Source organism: Streptomyces sp. NPDC002580, assembly GCF_042889485.1.
In the GTDB taxonomy this organism is placed as follows: Bacteria; Actinomycetota; Actinomycetes; order Streptomycetales; family Streptomycetaceae; genus Streptomyces.
Map to the genome: position 1 here is coordinate 1 of NZ_JBIAQZ010000027.1, position 20,985 is coordinate 20,985.

Here is a 20,985-nt window from a genome sequence, read left to right on the forward strand (position 1 = left end):
ATCCCCGCAACTACCTGGCCTTTCTCGGACTCGCAGCCGCCCTGTGCTGCTACAAACGACTCGTCCGCCTCACCACGTAGGACACGGTCTAAGTACCGTGTCACCGGCGAGCGGGCTCGTCAGCACGGTCGGGGCGAGCACCCGCAGGCTCAGCGGGGCCAGCCGGCCGCTGGCGGCGATTTCGGCGATCAGGGCGGTGTCCGTGCTGTGCAGGAGGCTGGCTGGGGTGGTGAGGCGGACTCGGCCGTGCGCGTCGGTGGTGTCCCGGATGAGGTCCGTCAGCTGCTTGGGAAGGACCGTGGTGTCGGTGATGCTGCGCAGCGCGTGGAGGAGTTCGTCGGCGGTGTGCCCGGTGTCGAGGGCGCGGCGCAGCGAGGCCGGAGTGATGTGCCAGAGGGATGCGGGGTGCCGTACGGCGCGGTCGGCCAGCTGGTCCAGGAGGGCGGCCAGCCGGGGCGAGCACACGCCGTCGACGACCGCGGTCACGTCCGGATCGGTGTGCAAACGCGCTGTCTCGGCCGGCGGCGGCAGCACCTGCTGGGCGCATGCGGCGAGTTCGGCCTCCTGGAGGGCCGGGTCCGCATCGGGGTGGCGTAGTGCCGGGGCCAGCGGGCTGAGCGCGCCCCGTGCCAGCACGCCGAGGAGTTCGGCTTCGCGCACCAGCGGCGCGAGGGCTGCCTTCTCGTGGTCGCGATCGCGTTCTCCCGAGTACGAGTACTTCTCCGTGCAGGCGCAGAACCGGGCGCGGGGCCGGTGCCAGGCGAGCAGGTCGGCGAAGGCGCCGAGGAGATCGCCCGTGGTGTCAAGGGCCTGCTGCGGTCCGAGCGCGGCCGCGCTGTCCAGGAGGGCGGTACGTGTCGCCAGGCATCCATCGCACTCGACCTGGGAGGCGAGAGCGGGGGTCGGACCGTCCGGCGCGTCACGGTCTCCGCCATAGCGGGTCGCGATCGATGCGGTCCGGGTGGGGGTGAAGCGCATCGTGCGCCAGGCCAGGGCGAGTTGCGCGTACTGCCCGGCTGGCTCGCGCGCCATCCAGGCGTCGTACGCCGTCGTCGCCAGGATCCGCTGCTGACTGTCGTGCGCGAGGAGACCGGCCGCGTGGGCGCATTCGAGGATGAGACGGACCGCAGCCGGCGTACAGCCGCAGGCCTTGGTGATCCGGGTCAGTTCGCGGGTGCCGAGGCCACCGTCCTGCAGCAAGGTCGGCGGCTGCCGGACGTACGCGAGCAGGACTGTTGTGGCCTGGGCAAGGAAAGTGACAGCGGCGGCCGAGGCGCCCTCGGTGATCTGCTTGCCGGTGACGGCCGTGAGCGGGATCTGCGGCGGCCGGGGATGGAAGGGCGCGGTCGGCTCCGGTCCACGCAGTGCGATCAGCACCTCGGCCGGCAACTGCGGCCGCCGCTCCCCGAAGAAGCCGAAGGAACCTGGTGAAACGGGCCGCTCCTTCAACGAGAGCAGGGCTCGCGCGGCCGCCCAGTCCTGGCCTTCCCGGCCGTCGGAGGACAGGGAGATCGAACTGTATGTCGTGGAGTTGTATTGCTCCAGATGCTTCAGCAGTTTTTGGGCGGGGGCGGGAGCCTGGGCGACGAGGTCACGCACCCGTTGACCGTCACGGTGGTGGGCGAGGAGCACGGCACGCTGCTCACTCTCATTGCCCTCGGACGTCAGGCCCAGGGTGCTGAGGGCCGCGGCCAGGCCTTCGCCGTGCAGGTTCTCCACGACGGTCTCGAAGCCGACAAGCCGGTTGCGCAGACCCAAAGGATCCGTCCACAGCTCGCGAAGTGCTTCCGCCATGACCAGACTGCCCGGCTCACCGGGAGCCGCATCACGAGCCCACACGAGGCCCAGGGCGGACAACCGGCCGAGGGCCTGCTCAAGGGCGGCCCCACCGTCGCCGGCCAGCTTTCCGGACTTCAGGGACACCCCGAGCATGGACGCGAGCAAGGGCCGGGGGCAAGGCGTGGGAAGTGCGGCGAGCGCCTCGGCAACCTCCACGCACGGCAAAGAGAGCAGCTGCGTGGCAGCCCGTTGGACGCTGCCGGGACGCAGCAACCGCTCGGCGATCTCATTCAGCGTCCGCGGACGCGGCTCGGTGAGCGCATCCCGGCGCTCGGCCAGGAGTTGCGCGAGCTCCTGGGACCCGAGCGCACGCAGGTGATCGCAGAGCTGGTCACCGGCGGACGGGCTGCTGTCAGACGCGATGCTCAACCAAGGCCCCATTCGGTAGCGGTGCCCGGTCCCCAGCGGTCCGACCGCCATCCACATGTAGCAGGCTCGGGCATGCCAGGTGCGTTCTTCGGAGGTACTTCACCGTTGACCGCGCCTGGATCGATGAGAAAGTGCAGACCTCTGCACTCCCCGGGTCCTACCTCGACCGAGGCCAGCCGATGTGGCCGAGGGCCCTTTAGAAGTCATCTCATTTGGTGAGTCGGCGGTAGCAGATGAGGGTGCAGGCTATGGCGGCGAAGGCGAGGAAGTGTTCGGCTTTGCGCTCGTAGCGGCGGTGGAGTCTGCGGCAGCCGGAGAGCCAGGCGACGGACCGCTCCACGACCCAGCGGTGGCGGCCCAGGTGGGTGGAGGACTCGATGCCGCGCCGGGCCAGGCGATGGGTGATGCCCCGGCTGCGGAGCCATTGCCGCAGGTGGCGGTAGTCGTAGCCCTTGTCACCGTGCAGCTTGCCGGGCCTGCGGCGGCGCGGACCGCGTCGTGAGCGAATCGGCGGGATACCCCGCACGAGCGGCTCCAGGCCCTGACTGTCGTGCATGTTCGCACCCGAGATACCCACCGACAGGGGCAGCCCGGTCCGTTCGGCGATCAAGTGGATCTTCGACCCGTACTTGCCGCGATCCACAGGATTCAGACCTGTCAGATCCCCTTTTTCAGGGCCCGCATGTTCACCGAGTCGATCACACAGCGGGACCAGTCCAGCTCCCCGCGGGAGCCGAGTTCGTCCAGGACCAGGCGATGGAGCTTCGCCCACACCCGGGCCTTGGACCACTCGGCGAAACGCCGATGAGCCGTGGCTCCCGAAGGCCCGAACGAAGCGGACGGCAACTGCTGCCACGTGCAGCCCGACGTGGCCACGAACACGATCGCGGCCAGCACCTCCCGATCCCCGTGCCGACGCCGACCACCACCCTGAGGCCGACTCGGCGCCTCCGGCACCACCCGCTGGAACAACTCCCACAACTCATCCGGCACCAGCCGCTCAACGATCCCCACACCGGAAGCCTACCGAACACTCCAAATGAGATGACCTCTTACTGATGGTTTCAGAATGAGGTTCGTAGTCGTCTCAAGCAGATGATGCTGCAGGCGAGTTGGAGTAGTGCGAGGTGGAGGTCGGCGCGTATCTCGTAGCGGATGCGGAGTCGTTTGAACTGGTGGAGCCAGGCGAAGGTCCGCTCGACGACCCAACGTGTCTTGCCCAGTCCGGATCCGTGCGGGGTGCCGCGGCGGGCGATCTTCGGTGTGATGCCGCGGGCCCGGAGCAGCCGACGGTACTTGTCGTAGTCGTAGCCGCGGTCGGCGAACAAGCGGCCGGGCCGGTGACGTGGCCGTCCACGGACCCCGCGGATGCGGGGGATCGCGTCCAGCAGGGGTATGAGCTGAGTGACATCGTGACGATTTCCACTGGTCAGCGAGATGGCCAACGGAGTGCCGTGCCGGTCGACGATCACATGGTGTTTGCTGCCGGGCCGGGCCCGGTCGACCGGCGAAGGTCCGGTGTGAGCCCCCCTTTGAGCGCCCGGACGTGCGAGCCGTCGATCGCGGCGTCGTCCATGTCCAGCAGGCCCGCGGCCCGCAACTCGGCCAGCAGCACCTCGTGCAACTGCGGCCAGACGCCGGCCTCGGTCCAGTCCCGCAGACGCCGCCAGGCCGTCACCCCGCTGCAGCCCACCTGCTCCGCGGGAACGTCCCGCCAGCTCACGCTCTTGCACAGCACATAGACGATGCCACGCAGCGCAGCCCGGTCATCCACAGGCAACCGCCCGGGATACCGATGCCGCCTGGCCGGACGAGCCGGCAACAGCGGCGCCACCCGTTCCCACAGATCATCAGGCACAAGGTCAGCAGGCACCCAACAGATCCTGCCGACCCAACACTCAACTGCCAAGTCTCACAACGAACTTCATTCTGAAACCATCAGTTAGGAGCATGCGCCACGCCCGTTGATGCCTGACGCGACGGCCGGGTGGACGGCCTTGGCGGGCTGCTCGCCTTGGTGGCTGCGGGTGTGCTGGTCGGCTGGGAGCCGGTGCTGGACGCGGTGGGCCGCCCGAAGCTGGCCTGTCTGGCCGATCCGCGCGCCATCCCCGTTCTGGGGTCGGTCATGGTGAGTGCCGCCTTTGCTGCCGAGGGCCTGGAGCAGAGGCCTCGGTGCTGGCCGGGGCCGGGGATGTCGGCGACGTGATGGCTCTGCACCGCCTCGTCGTCGCCGATCCGGCCGTCTGGACCGTCGAGGTGCCCGCTGTTCTGGCTGCCCTCGAGCTGCCGGAGCTCGGCGCGCTCTGCCCCGTCGCGGCCGCTGTCCACGCCGACCGTCCCGGTGCCTACCCTGGCGGTGAGCTCGTCGGCGCCGTCACTTCGGCGCTCGGCCTGCCTCGCGCTCTTGACCGGCTGGCCCTCGCTGGCCAGAGGGCAGTCGCGGCCGGATCAGCCCCGCGAAGGGCATGGGGTGGCAGCCTGGAGGAGAGGGCATTTCCGCCTGATGGTGGCCGCCAAGTGGCGGTCGGCGGCCAGCACCATCGCCTCCGTTGCCCACGAGGCAGGTATCCGATTTCGAGGGGGGTCGGATGCACGGTCGAAGATCGCCACCTGGGGAGCACCAGCTTGCCGAACTGCCATCGCGGCCTGGCCAGATGCACACCGACTGCTGCGCGGGCGGTCTGGGGCGCGCGAGGTGGTCAGCGGGTCGAGATTTGGTGGTCGTCGACGGGTGCGGGTGGTACTACCCCGATGCCCCAGCCCTGGACGAGATGCTCTGCGGTGAGACGGGACATGCCGACCTGCGCTGCAACGTTCTCGATCAAGTATGGCGGGGTCGGTCGGCGGCGCGAGGCGAGAGTCCGTTGGGCTTGCCTGAATGCACGTTCTCGCTGGGGTCGGCGGTAGGTCATGACGTCAGGATCGCAGGCGTTCAGACCTCGGCTGACCATGTGTGGATAACACTGTGCTCGCTCTCCTCAGTAAGAAGGCAGGTAAGCCCGGCCGGTCAAGCACCGGTGAGACGCGCTCAAGCCCCGCGAGACGGTACAAACACGGCGCGAGCCCGGTTCAGGAGCCGGCCTCGCCCAAGCTGCGGACAGCGTCCCAAATGTCGAGGACCATCACGCCATCGATCTTCTCGATGCTGTCAGAGCCGAACCGAACCGGGCCCAAAGGGGGGAGGCTCCAGCGTCGTGCGTGTGAAGGGCGCCATGATTACCGCTATCGGCGAGATGCGAGCGCAGGGCCTCACCCCACAGGTTCGCGCCGACGTCCACGCCGCCATCACCGCGAGCCTGGAGCGGGACTGGCCCGCTTACCTCCAGGGCCTCATCGACCGCTGCGCGATCCAGACCCAGTAGACCCGCACGATCCGCACTGCCCTGCAAGGGCCCTGCCCCACCCAGGCCGGGCCCGCCGCCTTCTGCGCCCCCGTGGTCTCGGCGGTAGCTGCAAGGCTGGTCGGCATGAATGGCTGCGTGGCCAGGCCCGCGATCACGACGACCTCACCCCGGCCCGCCCCCGTGGCAGAGCTACGCCGCGCTTATAGGTGGGCCGCTGGACGGACCACTGCTCGACTGGCGGCCGGAGGAGGTCGACGACGGCGCCGCCCTGTCCACTGAGCTGTCGTGGTGGGCAGGCGGCCGGGCGCTGTACGACCCGCGTACGTCCGGTCCCGGCGTGATGTGCCGCTTCCATTGCTGCGGTGACAGCCCCTGACTGCCGCGGCGGGCTCGCCGGGCGGGCCGGTCAGGGGCACGCTGGGAAGCGTGAGCCGCGCACCGATCGTCGTACACCCGCCCTCCCGCACGGGCGGGCGGAGAGTGACCATGCACTCCTCGGGCCGGGATGGGATCCTCGGTACTGCCTACAGTGATCACGATCTGGTGGTGTTCCTCGAGGGCGCGGGCATCCAGGATTCCGACAGCATCCTGGACGACGCCCGGTGGATCGAGTGGCGCGGCGGCCGCGCGCACCAGTGGAGTGCTGCCTGAGCTGTCCTTACCGCCGAGGCGCCGTGGAGCTTCTCCTACGGCAAGGCCGGCAACGCGGCGACCGCCAGCGACGGCACGCTCCTTTACGCCCTCGGCCCCGACCTGGCTGGCTTTATCGAGCAGTAGCGGGGTCTGGCACAGATCTTGGGGAGTGGTCGCGGAGGGTGACGGTGGCGTTTGATTGAAGGCGCGGGTCCGGGGGCCCGTCAGCGTTCTCGCATTCTGGTCCACCACCAGCCGAACACCGCCAACTCAATATTGTTGGGGTCGGGCAGGGTGCGGCGCTCGAATTCCTCGTCGATGCGTGTGATCAGTCGGCCCAAGTCCCGTTGCGCTCCGGGAGGAAGGTGCCGCATCGCCCACTCGAGGTCATCACGGGCATCTCCCACCCCGGGCGATTCGAACTCGGAGACGTCCAGGTAGCGTCCCGGCTGGTTAAAAGCTCGCTCGAAACACGAGAGCGCATTGGCGACCGCGTTGGGCCACATCTCCTGGTCTTCGACCCGGCGGATCGCTGCACGAGTCTGCGTGGAGACACCGCGGACTCTCAGGACCGAACACTGCCATCGTGGCCGCCACCGCTCTGCGCGGACGGCCTTGGGACGCCTACGCGGCATCGCCCTTTCGGATCAACATGAGGCCATCCTGCCACGGGTGGGCGGCTGTTCGCGCAGTGTTACTGGAGCAGGATCATCTTGCGGAGGAGTTCAAATCCGGCTCGGCCGTAGAGCTGGCTGTCATCGACTGCGTCGATCCAGGTGGGGAGTGTGGAGCGATCTCGAGGTCGAGCACCAGGTCAGGTCTGATCCGCGGCGCGCAGGGCCCGCGCCAGCCATTCCAGCTCCTCGGTCGCGTCGGGCGACGAATTCTGCCCGCGCACACGGGCGACGAGCCTGCGGTAGTGCTCCGCTCCTGCCTCGATCCCGGCTTCCAGGCTGCGCAGCACGGCGGCCCGATCGGCGTCACCGAACAGCTCGGACAGCACCTCGGCCGCTGCCGGCCCCTCGGGAGCGACCCCGCCTTTTCGGACCTCCGCGACGGTCTGCACGATTTGCCTGGCCCACCAGATGGACGCCCCGGGGGGACGGCCCTGCCCCGGTATGGGCGTGTTGAGCTCCATCCATGTGCGCAACCGGGCGCGGAACCCAGGGTCCCGAACCAATTCGGCCAGTTCGATCCAGGCGTCGACCTGCTCAGGTGTGGGATCGTCGGGCAATTCGATGCTGAAAGCGCGCATGCGGTCGCGCAGGCGCGGGTCGTCGAGGCCGGCGAACACCTCCTCCTTGAACTCGTCGATGATCTGCTTGCGCTCGGCGGCGGAAAGCCGCGCCAACCGGTTCATCAGTGCTGTCTCCTCAACGGTCGAACCCCGTTTCGCCACGGTGGACAGGACGGCCCGGCTTACCTTGAGGGAGCGGATCTGCGCGTCGAGCGCGGCCACATGCGCGCTGGCGACCCCGGCGACCGTGGTGCGGCCGCTCAGGACACGGCACACGTCGTCGAGCCCCAGGCCCAGCTCCCGCAGGGTGCGGACCAGCTCGACGCGGGCCACGGACTCGGCGTCGTACAACCGGTAGCCGCCCGCAGAACGGCCCACAGGCGGCACCGCCCCCTCGTCCGACCAGAAGCGCAGGGTACGTACCGGAAGTCCGGTGCGGTGCGCGAGCCGGCCAATGGTGAGCACGTCGGGGCGTTCGTCGTCCATGAGTAAGATCCTGAACCCTCCGGCGGCTGGAGACTCAAGCGCCTCAGTGCGGCATCCCGTGAGTTCTCCAGAACTCTGCCGAGTTTTCTCACCACCTCCAGCGTCGACAGCATGCGCCTTCTCGCCTTCGGCCAGACTGCAGACTGATCAGATCGGACGAGAAAGCTTCAGGAATCCCGAAGTCACGTCACTGACCGGGCGATCACGCGAACGAGAGAGAAGCCCCAGGTCAGGGGCTCAAGGTTCCGGCAAGAACTACGGGAACCCACGGGATGTCGCAAAGGAGAGCGCCGCATGCCCGGTGAGTCTGTGATCCCCCAGCACGTCTATCAGCCCGTGCCGTTCGTCCAGGCCACGGCCGAGGTCGTTGTGCACGACCCGGCCAACCCGATGGTTCTTATCCAGGACCTGTACAACCCCAACCGGTCCATTTGGGTGCTCCGCTCGCAGTTGGTGCCGCCCCAGGCGACGCCCCGCGGGATCTCACCCGGGGGCTGGCGGTCGACCCGGTGGCGCAGCGGATCGCGGGCGTGAGGGTCGGGGCGGCAGCCTACGGCGGCGGCATCTCCTCATGGGCGCGGCGCAGGTCGCGGCGGCCCTGTCCGGTGTGGGCAGCGCGATCGGCTCCGTGGCGCTGCTGCTCGCGGTGTGGAAGCTCGCGCCCGTCCCGCGCGGGAAGGACGTCGTGAACATCACCAACAAGAACTCATGGGGCGGCCGATCGACGACCAAGCTCTGACCCGCACCGCACAGAGGGGCCCCAGCCGACCGTCCGGGGCCCCTTCTCGTGTCCCTGAACAGCAGGAACGGGGCTTAACCCACTCTCCGAGATCTTGGAACCGGGCGGGTGCGTGCGATGATCCCGCGTCATGGGGAGACACACATGGGGGAGAGCGGCCGCGGGCATCGCCCTGGCAGCCGCGGTCATCAGCACGGCGAGCGGCTGCGGCGGCGACGCCGACGTCGACAAGGGCCAAGCGAAGAAGCCCGCCGCGGCGGCGCCCAGCTTCGCCAAGGCGTCCAAGGTGTTCCAGGACAAGGTCGACTCCGACAGTTGCCAGTCGATGGAGCCTGACTCGTGCTGGGGCGAGATGACGGCGCTCATCAAGTCGGCGCGGACACTGCGGCACTCGATGAACAGCGAGAAGTCCGTGAGTGCGGACTTCTGGACCGAGGCGTACTCGATGATCGACACCATGGAAGAAGCCATGACGGAGGGCTCGGATCTCGGGGGCGCGCAAGAGGGCGAGGGCGTGGATCACGCTGCGATTCGCTCGAACCGTGACGAGGTGTTTGGCGGCGCTCACGATCTCGCCGATTGGCTCGACGAGCACCCCATCAAGTAGCGCCCAGCTCAACCGTCTCGCGGGGGACCGTACGGCGACGTGCGGGCCCCTATGGCGTTACCCGACCTCGATGTCGGCGGGCCAGTGCCGCAGCACGCCGTCGACGTCGCAGAGTACGGCGGCATAGGGCAGGCAGGATCTCGCTGGGCAGTTCTCAGTCACGCCCGCAGTCTGCGCTCCCGCATCGTCTCGGGACGGTTCATCCGGTCAGGACGACGGGGCGCAGGGGTGCACCGTGCTCGAGTGTGGTGGTGACCAGGTCGGCGAGGCCCACGGGGTAGACCGTCTCCTGGGCGGCGCGCAGGTCGGCGATGGTCCACCAGCGGTGCTCGCGGATGTTGTCGGGTTGCGTGGCGTGGGCCGGGTTGACGTCGGCTGCGCAGACGCGCGCAAGGAAGTACTTCTCCACCTGCCGGACTTCGCGCCCGCCGACCAGGTGATCCTGGCTGCGCTCGGCGAGCTGCGCCCCTAGTTCGACGGCCTTCGCGTCGATACCGAGTTCTTCACGCAGCTCGCGGAGCGTCGCCGTGGTCCTCTCCGTCCTCCAGTGAGCCGCCGGGCGTCGCCCAGAAGCCGCCGTTCTCGTCGTAGCGCAGCAGCAGGATGCGATCCTCCGCGTCGAGGACGATGGCGCGGGCGGCTTCCCTCAGCGGTGGAGTGGAGGTCGTCATGCTTTTCAGTGGGGCAGCCACCGGCTTCCGTTGCCGACTTCGAGCCGTAGACGGAGGTACCTGGGCGCGGCATAGGGCGCCCAGGACCGTGTGCGCCGGAAACCGGCCCAGGGCAGCCGCTGCAGCTTGCGCCCCGTGCGTCTCAGCTCGTGAAGGTGAAGTACTTCCACGCGCCGTACGTCGTCGAGTTCACCGTGTCGCCCGACGAGGAGTTGATGTACGAGGAGCGGACGCGCATCCGCCAGCCCGTGTCGTGCTCGCCGGTCAGCTCCACCTTGGACACGCCCGCCGAGCTCAGCGTGAAGTACTTCGAACCGTTGCCGTACCAGGTGCCGTTGTAGTAGATCTCGAACTGAAGGCGCTGCTTGCGGCCCGGGTAGGCCGTCATCGTGTTGGTGAACAGCGGGTTCTTGGTCTTCTTGACGTAGTAGTAGGTGTGGCCCCACACGTATGACGTCTTGTAGTGCCCGCTCACCGACGTCGACACCTTGACCTGGGCGCCGACCGTGCTGGTTACCGTCTTCGGCGTGGAGCGGGCGTCGCCCAGGAACTTCGCCGTGACCTTGGCGTCCCGCTTCAGGTCCAGGACGACGGACAGGTTCCCGCTGGAGTTGACCGTGCCGGACTTCACCAGTGTGTTCGGCTTGTCCGAGCCGAACGGGTCGGCCCAGATCTCCACCTTGCGGTTCTTGTACGTCGTGCCCAGGTGCGCGGTGAACGTCACGTCGGCGCCGTACGCGTAGACCTTCCCGTTGTTGTTCAGTGTCAGGGACGTCGTTGCGCGCGAGACTTCGACCGTGTCGGAGCCGGTGCCGGAAGCGTGGCCCGCGTCGCCGGCGTACTTCAGCGTGTACTTGACCTTGCCGCCCACAGTCGGGGTGTCCACGAAGGAGTAGCTGCCGTCCGCTTTGACGGTCACTGTGGCCAGGGCCTTGCCGCTCGGCGACTCCAGGTCGGTGCGGGTCGCCGTCAGCTTGATGCCGGCGGGCAGCGCCACCCTGGAGGAGACCTTGCCCTTGACGGTGAGCTGCTTGGCGCGGGGCGCGGTGGCCGGGGCGTCCACGGTGATCGAGGTGGCCGACTTGGTGGGCGCCTCCAGGACCCGTAGGGAGTACACGCCCAAGGAGTTGTACGTCACCGCGAACAACCGCGAGCCGTCCGGAGCCCAGGCCAGGCCCGCGGCGGCGAGTTCGTCTCCGCCCCTGGAGCTGGAGTCGGTGTCCGGGAAGTCGTACTCCCGGACGGATTTGCTGCCGCCCGGCTTGTAGATATAGATGTCGGGCCGGTACGAGCTGTGGACGCCTGCCGCGACCGTGCCGTTCGGGGTGATGGCGACCGAGTTCGGGCCGGCGTCGCCGCTGGCGTAGGAGCCGTCCTCGGTGAGGTCGGACGTCCTGATCACCTGGTGGTAGTAGGGCGCGCCGCTGGCCACGATGACGTGCTGGCCGTCCGGGGTGACCTGGATGTCCCCGAGGTTTCCACCGGTGCCGTTGGTGTACGTGGTGCGGGTGAGGGTGCCCGAGGAGACGTCGTAGGAGGCCATGGACACCGGGCTCCCACCGGTCGCGGCCGCGATCAGGGTGCTGGAGCCGGGAGCGGCGTCCAGCATCGGGGCGTTGTACCAGACGGGGCCCTCCTGCTCGAGGGTGACCACGGGCTGCTCGCCGGAGAAGTCGACCGAGCCGATGTTGCCGTCAGGGGCCCCGCCATAGCTGAACCACAGCTTGCCGCCCGCCAGGGCGACGCTCACCGGGCTGTCGCCCACCGTGTAGCGGGCGGTCTCGGCGCCGGTCGCGGTGTCGAACGCGACGATCGCGTCGGCGCCCGCCACGGCCGCGTACAGCGTGCCGGAGTCGCCGGACAGCTCCAGGCCCACGACGTCCGGCAGGTCCGTCAGCTGACGGACCACCTTCCCGGCGTAGTCGGTGACGACAATCTTGCCGTTGCTCGGGTCGCTGACGAAGACCCGCTGGTGGACGCCGTCCACCACGATGTCGACGGGCTGCTTCACCGGCAGGCTCGCCGTGGTGTCCGCGACTGCCGGCGCGGTGGTGAGGACCGCCGAACTGAAGAGGACCGCCAATGTGGTGGTGGCCGCGAGGGTGTGCACACGCACTGCTGGTTCGAACCCCCAGAACGAAAAGATGATGCCGACACGCCCGGACATGTGTGGGAACTGCGGAGTACGTGTGGCCAGTGAGCGAAGAGTAGGTCATGCCTTTGGCATAGTCGGCACAGGGCCCCCGTCCGGTCCGCGCTCTCCTCTGCCCTCAACCCTGTGGCTCCGCTCACGAGAACGGGGGTCTGGTGCGGGCCCGGCGGGGGAACTGACCCGTTGGGGCGGACCGGTTCATTCGGTACGCCCCAAACCGTCGTGCTCCGTGCCCGGTCACGTGGCTGCAGGTCAGGTACTTCATGCCGACACCGCAAGCATGCGACGAAATCCGGGTCAATCCCCACGGCCGGCACCCCCTCACGTCACAACCGAGACACTAAATGCACACCTGTTCTCCACATGCCTGATGATGTCCCCTCAAGCACAACGCCCCAGGGGAACCCGTGAACCAGCAGCACCCGCAGCAACAGCCCCATTGGGGAGCACCACAACAACCCGCATGGGGTACGCCGCCCCCACCCCAGCCGCCGAAGAAGCGCAAAACCGGGAAAACCGTCGGCCTCGGCTGTCTCGGAGTCTTCGCCTTCCTCCTACTCATCGGCATTGTCGGCGGGGGCTCCGACGGCACCACCGGCGCCAAGGACGGCAACAGCAGCAAGGGCGACACCAAGTCCGCCGCCCAGGTACCGCACTACAAGGTCGTGAAGCAGGACAAGACCGGCCACAAACGAAACGTCGTGGTCGAGGTCGGCACCACCAAGAACCTCCGAGGCGTGTTCAACGCGGTGACGGACAGCCTGACCAAAGAGGCCGGCTACTACGTCATGATCAACTGCTCGACCGGCGGCACCAAGAACTTCGACAATCGACTGGCCAACGGCCAGTACGCCATCGGCACCATGGGAACCGCCACCACCGGGCTCAAGGACGGGGACACCGAGTTCTCGACGAACAAGGGCCGGACCTGCCCCGTATCCGCGGCAGAAGTGGCCCAGCGAGACGCCGACCAGAAGGCCGCCCTCAAGGCCGCAGGAATTCCCCCCGAGCCCACCGGCGCCAAACGCGCTGAGCTGCTCAGGGCACTCGCAGCCGCCAACCCGGACATCGTGAAGTACGAGGACAAAGCCATCAACGCCGCACGCAACCAGTGCAGCGCCATCAACGGCGGCGGCACCAGCGTCAACCGGTTGGCATCCTCACGCTTCACATACAGGGACGTCACAACCACCGAAGCGCAGGGCAGGCAGATCAACCAAGCTCTCAAGAGCCTCGGCTTCTGCAAGGTCTGACACCCCAGCCCGGCCCCGCTCCACACGCGGCCGGGCCGCGTCAGGCTCAGGAGCGGGCGTCACCGAAACCGGCGTCGCCCGCTCCCGGTTTGAATTCGACACCTCAGCAACCGGACGTCGGTCGCCTACGCCGAAGCGCTGCCCCGCCCCACCCCCCTGCGCACACCGATTTCCGTGAGTCGCATGAACTGCTAGCCGGAGGAACGCAGGTGCCCCAGATCGATACCCGACTCATACAGACCGCGGTCATGGGTGGCAAACACGGAGACCGGCCCGTCATTCTCCCCGAGGAGGCGCAAAACCTCGACGAGTTCCGGCGCCAGTACGGGCAGGACGAATTCTGGTGCGGAACGCTCCTCGGCGGCTGCGGCGAGAAGTTGATGACCAAGCGGTACGAGACCAAGGTCTGCCACTTCGCTCACCATCCGGACCGCTACGGGACCAACGCGCCGTGCCACAGGCCCTCGGGGGGCGTGGACAGCGCCGACCACCTTTTCATCAAGCAGCACGTCAAGGAGTGGCTTACCCGTCAGGGACACGCAGCCGAAGCTTCTCTTCGCAGCCTCGGTACGGGTCCCGGCGACGCGGTCGACTTCTGGCTGCGGGCCACCGAGCAGCACTTGCGGTTCGAACTGCGGCCCGAGGACTACCGGCGCTGGCGCAAGGCCGCCGAGAGCCTGGGTGCCCGCGAAGGACACGTGGAGTGGGTTTTTGGACCGGAGAACACGATCACCCGCGATATGGTCGCGCGTCAGGGGTATGCCCTCCGGGTCAGCTGCGAGACAGCCAGCACCGACAGGCGGGTCCTCATCGGCACGGCTACCGCGGACCGGCCGATCATCTGGGACCCCCTCGACGCCTGCAGGATGACCAGGGACGGCCTCGCGACGCCGGCCCTGGAAGAACTGCGAGCTGCGGGAAAGATACGCATCGGCGGCATGCGCAATGCACCGCTCCCCACCAGCCTGCCCATAGCCGGAGATCAACTCGTCTTCGCCATCGACAGCGGGGCGGCGGCGCCGACGAACTCCCCGTTCGAGGAGAGCGGCCGCCACCTCTACGTCGGTTATCTGAAGCCCACCGCCAATCGCATCGTCCGGACAGTGGTGTCGCTGCCTGCCGACATACCGCGGCCCGCCGATGACTACGTCTACCAGCTCTCCGGCGCCGTACGGATCCTGATCACCGACCCCGTCGGGACCACGCAGGCCTACTGGGCCGTTCGCGCCGATGTCGTGAAGCGGATGAACGGCATCGCCGCTGAGCGCACCGGACTGTGGCGCCCGAGCGTTGCATTCGATACTCCTGTCGGCATGCCCGCGCCGCAAAACACGCCTGCACGCGGAGAGAAGAAGGAGAACACCAAGGCCCAGGCCACCACTGTGGAGCCGCCGACGCAAGCAGTACACGTTCCACAGGTGATGGCCCTGCGCGAGGAGCTGCTGAGGATCGCGCGCCGACGGGGTACGACAACGTGGAAACAGCTCTCCCGCGATTTCGATACACGGCTGCGTCAGCTACCGGAGAGCACGCTCCGCGACCTGCTCGTGGAAGCGGATCAACCCGCGCGTGAGGGCTCGCTGCCCCTGAGCGTCCTCGTCCTCGCCTACGGACAAAAGCAACTGCACTACCTGAGCACGATTCTGCGCTCGCTCGGCGTTGATGCTCCGGATTCCGGCGCAGCTCTTCAGCAGTGGAGCACGGAGACAATCCGCGAGATCCACGACACCTACAGCCCGAACGGGGCCCTGGCGCCGGGCGCAGAGTCTCGACGCACCTCATCCGCGCCTGCGAACCAGCCGAAGGCCGTCAGCTTGGGTGTCTCGGACCGGCAGTTGGGGCTGCTGCGGGAGAAAGCCGGGGAAGCGAGCCGGGTTGCGGCCCGTGCGACAGGCCGCCGGGCAGAGCGCCTCGCTGTCGTCATGGCCGAGACCGAGGCCCATGTACGGCAGTATGCCGAGGCACGTAAGAATGATCATGCGCTTCGTCGCTGGAGCGACACAGGTAAGCAACTCCAGGAGAGGCTCGACGATCTGATCGGGCGCATTCCCGCGTCGCCGCGAGCTGCTGCGTCTCACCCTGCTGTTTCGGCTCCTCTGCCTGCTGTGACGAATTCGAAAGAGATCTTCTCTCACTCCGAGCCGCCCAAGAGATCTCTTGCCGTACCCGCCGTGGCTGTGGATCGCGCCGAAGTTGCATCGCAAACCCTTACGCATCTGTCTCAGTCCTTCGCCGATGGCAGGGTTTCCGGCAACCTCCAAGTGGTACGCCGCATCGGTCGTGAGGCAGATGCGGTTTTTAAGATCGGACTGTCCGCCTCAGAGAAGCTTCGGCTCCGGGCGCTGAAGTACGAGATTCGCACATGGATCAGGGAGAGGGAATCCGAGGAGGCACACAGCTCCTTGCGGACCGTCTTCGAGACTCTGCCCCTTCCCGGCGATCCCCAGGAGGCAGCGAAACTCCGCCGCGCGCTGGACCATGCCAAAGGCCTTCGATGGATGCTCTCCGGCAAGCTGCCGCAGGACCTCTCGGGCGGTTTCAGTGACCTCGAACGCCGTATCCATGCCGCCGACACGGCTTCGACGCTGAAACTGACGGAACCTGCTGCGACAGCGCCTTCGCCGAATGGCCGATCCAGCAGCCAAGAGGAAGCTCTGGCCGACTTCACCTGGCTGGTCTCCGAGATTGAAGCGGGGCGGGAAGGAGACGATCTCAAGTCCGTGGAAGCCGCGTACAGCCTTGCCGACACCTTGTATGCCCGACGCCTCGCCCCGGAAGATCGGGTGAGGTTCGCGCCGTTGATGCGGGACGTCAAAACATGGTGCGAGGCGCATCAGGCCCGTCCTGAGATGGGCACTGTCCTGAGCCGGATCAGACAGTGAGCTCTTTCCAACTTCACGCTGAGTTGGTCAGATGTAGGGCGAGGACGGCTTGGACGAGTGCGGTGATGCGGGCCGGACGGCGGCGTGCACGAGCGCCGAGTTGGTCACGGGTGGACGCCCGCCTGCGCAGCCAGATACTCGACGCCGCGGTGGCCGGACTCCTTGGACACGTGGACGTGGACCGCGTGCTGGCCGGACGGCAGTGCAGGGTCGGAGTGGTCGCCGCGGAAGGCGACCTGTACCGCGTCGTGGCGGAAGCCGTGCAGGCCGTGCTCGGGTCTGTCCGGCCAGCGGCCCGGCCATACGAGGAAGACCGCGTTGCCGTTGTCGCCCAGTGCCGCGATGACCCGGTCCTCGGCCGTCCCCGGTGCGAACCGTGCCGACATCTCGAGCGGCAGGTGCGCCTCCAGTTCACGGTCGTCCATGACCGGCACGTCCGGTTCGCAGCCACCGGCGCCGCAAGAAGGTCGGGCGCCAGGGTAAGGGCGGTGCACAAAGAGGGAGTTCGGCAGCTCCGCCGCCATTCGGCGGACCTCGTCGACGCTCTCCAGGAGCATCAGCAGTTCCGCCTCCTCGCCGCGGTGTTCCATCAGCGCGCACAGCCGCATGGCCTGGCGGTACGCGTCGGCGGCGTCAGCGGTGACGTGGACACAGCGTGTGTAGCCGGCCAGGCAGTCTTCGCACATGGCCGCATGGTGCCACCCGCTGGTCCGGACTGTCGCCCGGAATGATCGGCGGACTCCGATGCCGAGGGGCGGCCGTCGGCATGGCTCCCACGATGCTGTGACGAGCAGGGCGTACAAGCGGTGCAGGCCGATGGTGTCGAGGTGGAGAAAGTCCGTCGCGAGTAGGCCGCCGACCTGGGTCTTGAGGAACTGAGTCGACTCCAACCCGGCAGATGCGTAGGCCAGTTGGGCTGACAGACAGGTGAAGCCCCTGCTAGACGGGTCTTCGACCAAGAAATCCGTCTCCTCCAGAGGCTTCGTGTGCTTGTGTACCCGTCGGGCGTCGACGTGTCCAGCTCTGCCCTGCGCTTTCTGTCCGCCAAGCTCCGCCAACATCGCCGGGAGCTCGGTAGTCGGTGGAGGCGCCTGACTCCGGGCCGACAGGCTCTGCTCACACTCGCCCACCTCCGCAACGGCCAGCCCTATGCCCAGCTCGCGTCCGGGTTCGGTGTCGGCACCACCACCGCCTACCGATACGTCGCTGAGGCTGTCGACCTCTTGGCCGCACTCGCCCCGACCCTCGAGGAGGCTGCCCGTACGGCATCGACCAAGGCGTTTGTACTGCTGGACGGCACCTTGCTGCCCATCGACCGGATCGCCGCGGACCGCCCTTTCTACTCCGGGAAGCACAAGAAGCACGGGATGAACGTGCAGGTTCTGGCCGATCCGTCCGGTCGGCTGCTGTGGGTATCGCCAGCTCTTCCCGCCGCTATCCATGACGTCCGGGCCGCCCGTGAACACGGCATCGTCGGCATGCTCACGGACGCCGGCATCACGTGCTGGGCGGACAAGGGATACCGAGGTGCCGGAGGCACAGTCCGCGTTCCGTACTGGGGACGCTGGGAGACGCTCTCCGACGGTCAGAAGACCGTCAACCGGTCCCACGCCAAGATCCGGGCCCTGGTCGAGCAGGCCGTCGCCACCCTCAAGTCCTGGCGACTCCTCCGCAAACTGCGGTGCTCGACCACCCGCATCACAAGCCTGGTCCAAGCCGTCCTGACCCTGCATCTGGCGAGCTCAGGCCGATGATGGAAAGAGCTCAGTGGATGTTTTCCCCTGTCTTGGCTGTCCCGGCCACTTCTCTGTGATGCGATTGCCGCCGCTAAGCGAACTGTTGAACTGCTTCCGAAGATTCATTTGCGCGGTCGTGAGTTCGATAGCGCCGCGCGGCGGGAATCATCCGATCGGGCCTGCCGTGTCGAGTGGTTGCACGAATGCTCGGACGGGTGTCGCCCCGTTTGAAGCTGATCGGTGGACTTCACAGCCCGGGTAGCGGTTCGGCGGCGTGGTGGCTGGCACCTTCGCGCGCATGCACCCCTCATCCGAATCCCGATCCTGGGACGGTAGCCCCACTGCCGCTCAGCAGCGCCGCTCCTTGTGCGTCCGGCCGGGCAGCTTCGCCTGCCATGTGAAGTGGCGGAGTGTGAGGCCGCCGGCTCCTGGCCGGGTGTTGCCGGGACTCGGGGTGCCCGGCCGTCGGCTTGTTGCCGTGTCCCGGGTCCGTCGCCTGCCGGTGGTGCCCTGCCCGGAGCGGGGTGAGGCGTTCGCCTCGTGGGTGGATCGCGTTGCTGCCGTGCTGGAGGTCCCGCCGAGTGTGGCAGCTCGTGCACTGGGGCTGGAGTCCAGCAGTGGGCTCCGTCCACGATCCCGCTCTTCTTCGGTGTCACGCTCACCCCGCCAGCCTCGGCAGGTTGCGGCCGGGCCGATCGAGAGCCAGCTCAGGTGAACAGGGCGGCGAGGGCCGCGGTCACCGCAGCAGCGAGGGTGATGACAGTAGCGAAGGCGGTGGCGGCGCGAGTGAGGGCGGTGGGGTAGGTGGCGCCGTCCATGCGAGCGAGCGTGGCCGCGCCGGCGGCCGCCAGCAGCGCGATGACGATGACGAGTCCGGAAGCGAGCAGGATAACGGCAATGGTCACGGCGACTCCCGGTACACGGTGGGGTGTTGGCGTGATCGAAGGTCGCGGAAGTCGTGTGCGCCGGTGTTCGCCGGGACAAAGATTGAACACGGCGAACAACATCACGGCCGGGGGCGAGCACGTGCGCGACGAGCAATACAGGAACAATCCGGCTCTTGCCGAACTGCGCCGGAGACTCGATGCCGGACTGAAGCGCACACGGTTGACTAAGAAGACCCTGGCCGGCCTGGCGGGGCTGGGCCGTACGACAGCGTCGGAGGCGTTCCAGACCGACGGACCGGTTCCTTCGGACAGGACCGTGAAGGCGTTGGCCCACGTACTGAAGCTGCCGGTCGAGGAGTTGCTGACGCTTCAACAGGACGCGGCCGCAGTCGGCAAGTGTGGGGGCGGTGAGCAGTCAGGGCCGGGCAGGCCGATCGCGGAGTGGGATCCGCACGAGCTGGAGGTCCACCCCGCGGGGCCCGGACAGACCGCTTCAGGCTCTGGGGGCTCCGGGACCCGGGCCCTGCCCGGATACGTGGAGCGTGATCATGACCGGGTGCTGGCCGAAGCGGTGCAAGACGTGGCGGCCGGCCGCAGCCGAATTGTGGTCCTGGTGGGGGCCTCATCGACCGGGAAGACCCGGGCCTGCTGGGAGGCCGTGCAGCCGCTCGCCAAGCGGGGGTGGCGGCTGTGGCATCCCTTCGACCCGACCCGGGCCGAGGCCGCGCTGGAGGATTTGCACCGTGTCCGGCCCCGCACGGTGGTGTGGCTGAACGAGGCCCAACACTACCTAGACGACCAGGCAGTCGGGGAGCGGATCGCGGCGGCTGTGCACCGCCTGCGGATCAGCCCGGAGCGCGGACCGGTCCTCGTGCTGGGCACGCTCTGGCTCGACTACGCCCGCCAGTTCACGGCCCTGCCCGAACCGGGCATGGAGGACCCGCACAGCCGGGTGCGGGAACTGCTTGTCGGCCACACCCTGACCGTCCCCGACGTATTCGACGCCGCTGCCCTGGCAGCCGCGGATGCCGTCGCCGAGGGAGGTGACCGGCTGATGGCCGACACTCTCATCCGGGCCCGAACCGATGGACGAGTGACCCAAGACCTGGCTGGCGCCCCCGAACTCCTCAACCGCTACCAGCACGCCAGCCCGGCCGCCAAAGCGCTTCTGGAGGCGGCGATGGACGCGCGGCGTCTCGGCGTCGGCCTCCACCTTCCACAGGCTTTCCTTACCGACGCCGCCACCGACTACCTCACCGATACTGACTACGACCGACTCACCGTCGATTGGGCGGAACGGGCCTACGCCGCCCTCGCTGAGGAGGTCCATGGCACGCAGGCTCCACTGCGCCTTGCAAACTTCCGAGTCCCGCGGCGTCCGCCTGCCACCGGTGGACCAGTCCCGCCGCCTGCGGGGCCACAGTTTCGGCTCGCCGACTACCTCGAACAATACGGCCGTAGTACCCGCAGCGGCCTTTGCCCACCCGACTCCTTCTGGTACGCCGCCCATATTCGCCTCACCCACTCCGACGACCTGAACAACCTCGCCCGGGCAGCCAAGCACCGTCACCGCCTGCAGTGGGCCCACCACCTCCGCTGCCGTGCTGCCGAACACGGCAGCATCCACGACCTGTACTACTTGGCGGTGCTGCGGGAGGAGGCCGGGGACGAGGAAGGCTTCGAACGCCTTCTCCGGCAGGCCGCCGCCCGCGGCCACACCGACGCCCTGCACCACCTGGTGATGATGCGGGCGATGGTCGGGGACTGGGAGGGCGCCGAACTCCTTCTCCAGCAGGCTGCTGGCTACGGCAACACCGAGGTTCTGCACCGCTTGGCGGAAATGCGGGAGAAGGCCGGAGACGGGGAAGCCGCCGAATCACTGGCCTGGCAGGCCGCCGACCACGGCCACATCAGCGTTCTGCACCTCCTGCCGGAGATGCGGGAGAAGGCCGGGGACCGGGAGGGCGCCGAAACCCTGGCCTGGCGGGCCGCCGACCACGGCCACACGTACGCGCTGCACCTCCTGCCGGAGATGCGGGAGAAGGCCGGAGATCGGGAGGGCGCCGAAACCCTGGCCTGGCGGGCCGCCGACCACGGCCACACGTACGCGCTGCACCTCCTGCCGGAGATGCGGGAGAAGGCCGGAGATC

General features: G+C 68.0%; 18 protein-coding genes and 1 pseudogene. 10 read left to right on the forward strand and 9 right to left on the reverse strand.

The window, feature by feature from the left end; genetic code table 11:
- Positions 1-69 precede the first annotated feature (69 nt).
- From ACFYW7_RS38465 to ACFYW7_RS38475, 3 genes are all read right to left on the reverse strand, one after another.
- Entirely contained in the window at positions 70-2,208 is a 2,139-nt protein-coding gene (locus tag ACFYW7_RS38465) for a helicase-associated domain-containing protein (RefSeq protein WP_389511266.1), read from the reverse strand.
- 208 nt (positions 2,209-2,416) lie between these two features.
- Positions 2,417-3,222, reverse strand: a protein-coding gene (locus tag ACFYW7_RS38470; protein WP_389511268.1) for an IS5 family transposase whose coding sequence is annotated in 2 segments (ribosomal slippage) — positions 2,417-2,877 and positions 2,877-3,222 — 807 coding nt in all. Because the reading frame shifts where the segments join, the coding sequence is not laid out codon by codon here.
- A gap of 50 nt (positions 3,223-3,272) precedes the next feature.
- A protein-coding gene (locus ACFYW7_RS38475) for an IS5 family transposase (RefSeq protein WP_389511271.1) occupies positions 3,273-4,081 on the reverse strand; the annotation gives its coding sequence in 2 pieces (ribosomal slippage) (positions 3,273-3,742 and positions 3,742-4,081; 810 coding nt in all).
- 144 nt (positions 4,082-4,225) lie between these two features.
- Between ACFYW7_RS38475 and ACFYW7_RS38480 the strand changes: the two genes are divergently transcribed.
- The 3 genes from ACFYW7_RS38480 (at position 4,226) to ACFYW7_RS38490 (ending at position 6,203) form a co-directional block, all read left to right on the forward strand.
- Positions 4,226-4,414, forward strand: coding sequence for a hypothetical protein (locus ACFYW7_RS38480; protein WP_389511274.1), 189 nt, complete (start codon positions 4,226-4,228; stop codon positions 4,412-4,414).
- Positions 4,415-5,420: 1,006 nt separating this feature from the next.
- On the forward strand, positions 5,421-5,570 hold the full coding sequence (locus ACFYW7_RS38485) for a hypothetical protein (RefSeq protein ID WP_389511276.1): 150 nt from the start codon (positions 5,421-5,423) through the stop codon (positions 5,568-5,570).
- Positions 5,571-5,978: 408 nt separating this feature from the next.
- Positions 5,979-6,203: a hypothetical protein gene (locus ACFYW7_RS38490; protein WP_389511278.1), complete on the forward strand. Its 225-nt coding sequence runs from the start codon at positions 5,979-5,981 to the stop codon at positions 6,201-6,203.
- Between the two features lie 206 nt (positions 6,204-6,409).
- Here ACFYW7_RS38490 and ACFYW7_RS38495 read toward each other — a convergent pair whose 3' ends face one another.
- Complete coding sequence (locus ACFYW7_RS38495) at positions 6,410-6,691, reverse strand: hypothetical protein (RefSeq protein ID WP_389511280.1); 282 nt, start codon at positions 6,689-6,691, stop codon at positions 6,410-6,412.
- A 308-nt stretch (positions 6,692-6,999) separates the two neighbouring features.
- A complete protein-coding gene (locus ACFYW7_RS38500) occupies positions 7,000-7,908 on the reverse strand; it encodes a MerR family transcriptional regulator (protein WP_389511282.1) in 909 nt (302 codons plus the stop codon).
- 294 nt (positions 7,909-8,202) lie between these two features.
- On the opposite strand from ACFYW7_RS38500, the gene ACFYW7_RS38505 reads away from it, so the two are divergent.
- The 3 genes from ACFYW7_RS38505 to ACFYW7_RS38515 all read left to right on the forward strand — a co-directional run bounded on the left by ACFYW7_RS38505 (position 8,203) and on the right by ACFYW7_RS38515 (position 9,254).
- Complete coding sequence (locus ACFYW7_RS38505; RefSeq protein WP_389511284.1) at positions 8,203-8,442, forward strand: hypothetical protein; 240 nt, start codon at positions 8,203-8,205, stop codon at positions 8,440-8,442.
- A 37-nt stretch (positions 8,443-8,479) separates the two neighbouring features.
- Positions 8,480-8,647 carry a hypothetical protein gene (locus ACFYW7_RS38510; protein WP_389511286.1) on the forward strand — a complete coding sequence of 56 codons (168 nt, stop codon included), beginning with the start codon at positions 8,480-8,482 and terminating at the stop codon, positions 8,645-8,647.
- A gap of 130 nt (positions 8,648-8,777) precedes the next feature.
- The gene (locus ACFYW7_RS38515; protein ID WP_389511288.1) at positions 8,778-9,254 is read left to right on the forward strand and encodes a hypothetical protein; all 477 of its coding nucleotides are present in this window, start codon (positions 8,778-8,780) and stop codon (positions 9,252-9,254) included.
- Positions 9,255-9,453: 199 nt separating this feature from the next.
- Here the strand turns inward: ACFYW7_RS38515 and ACFYW7_RS38520 are convergent.
- Together ACFYW7_RS38520 and ACFYW7_RS38525 are read right to left on the reverse strand one after the other, a co-directional pair.
- Positions 9,454-9,925: pseudogene (locus ACFYW7_RS38520) on the reverse strand (NUDIX hydrolase).
- Between the two features lie 142 nt (positions 9,926-10,067).
- A complete protein-coding gene (locus ACFYW7_RS38525) occupies positions 10,068-12,041 on the reverse strand; it encodes an Ig-like domain repeat protein (protein ID WP_389511290.1) in 1,974 nt (657 codons plus the stop codon).
- Positions 12,042-12,484: 443 nt separating this feature from the next.
- On the opposite strand from ACFYW7_RS38525, the gene ACFYW7_RS38530 reads away from it, so the two are divergent.
- Entirely contained in the window at positions 12,485-13,330 is an 846-nt protein-coding gene (locus ACFYW7_RS38530; protein ID WP_389511292.1) for a hypothetical protein, read from the forward strand.
- A gap of 209 nt (positions 13,331-13,539) precedes the next feature.
- On the forward strand, positions 13,540-16,212 hold the full coding sequence (locus ACFYW7_RS38535) for a hypothetical protein (protein WP_389511294.1): 2,673 nt from the start codon (positions 13,540-13,542) through the stop codon (positions 16,210-16,212).
- A gap of 104 nt (positions 16,213-16,316) precedes the next feature.
- Here ACFYW7_RS38535 and ACFYW7_RS38540 read toward each other — a convergent pair whose 3' ends face one another.
- Positions 16,317-16,898: a hypothetical protein gene (locus ACFYW7_RS38540; RefSeq protein WP_389511296.1), complete on the reverse strand. Its 582-nt coding sequence runs from the start codon at positions 16,896-16,898 to the stop codon at positions 16,317-16,319.
- 300 nt (positions 16,899-17,198) lie between these two features.
- Between ACFYW7_RS38540 and ACFYW7_RS38545 the strand changes: the two genes are divergently transcribed.
- Positions 17,199-17,966 (forward strand): IS5 family transposase, encoded by a 768-nt coding sequence (locus ACFYW7_RS38545; RefSeq protein WP_389511298.1) that lies wholly within the window; start codon positions 17,199-17,201, stop codon positions 17,964-17,966.
- 689 nt (positions 17,967-18,655) lie between these two features.
- Here ACFYW7_RS38545 and ACFYW7_RS38550 read toward each other — a convergent pair.
- Positions 18,656-18,853: a hypothetical protein gene (locus ACFYW7_RS38550; RefSeq protein WP_389511300.1), complete on the reverse strand. Its 198-nt coding sequence runs from the start codon at positions 18,851-18,853 to the stop codon at positions 18,656-18,658.
- Here ACFYW7_RS38550 and ACFYW7_RS38555 point away from each other — a divergent pair.
- On the forward strand, positions 18,846-20,985 hold a 2,140-nt coding region (locus ACFYW7_RS38555), incomplete at its 3' end, for a hypothetical protein (protein ID WP_389511304.1). The genes ACFYW7_RS38550 and ACFYW7_RS38555 overlap by 8 nt on opposite strands.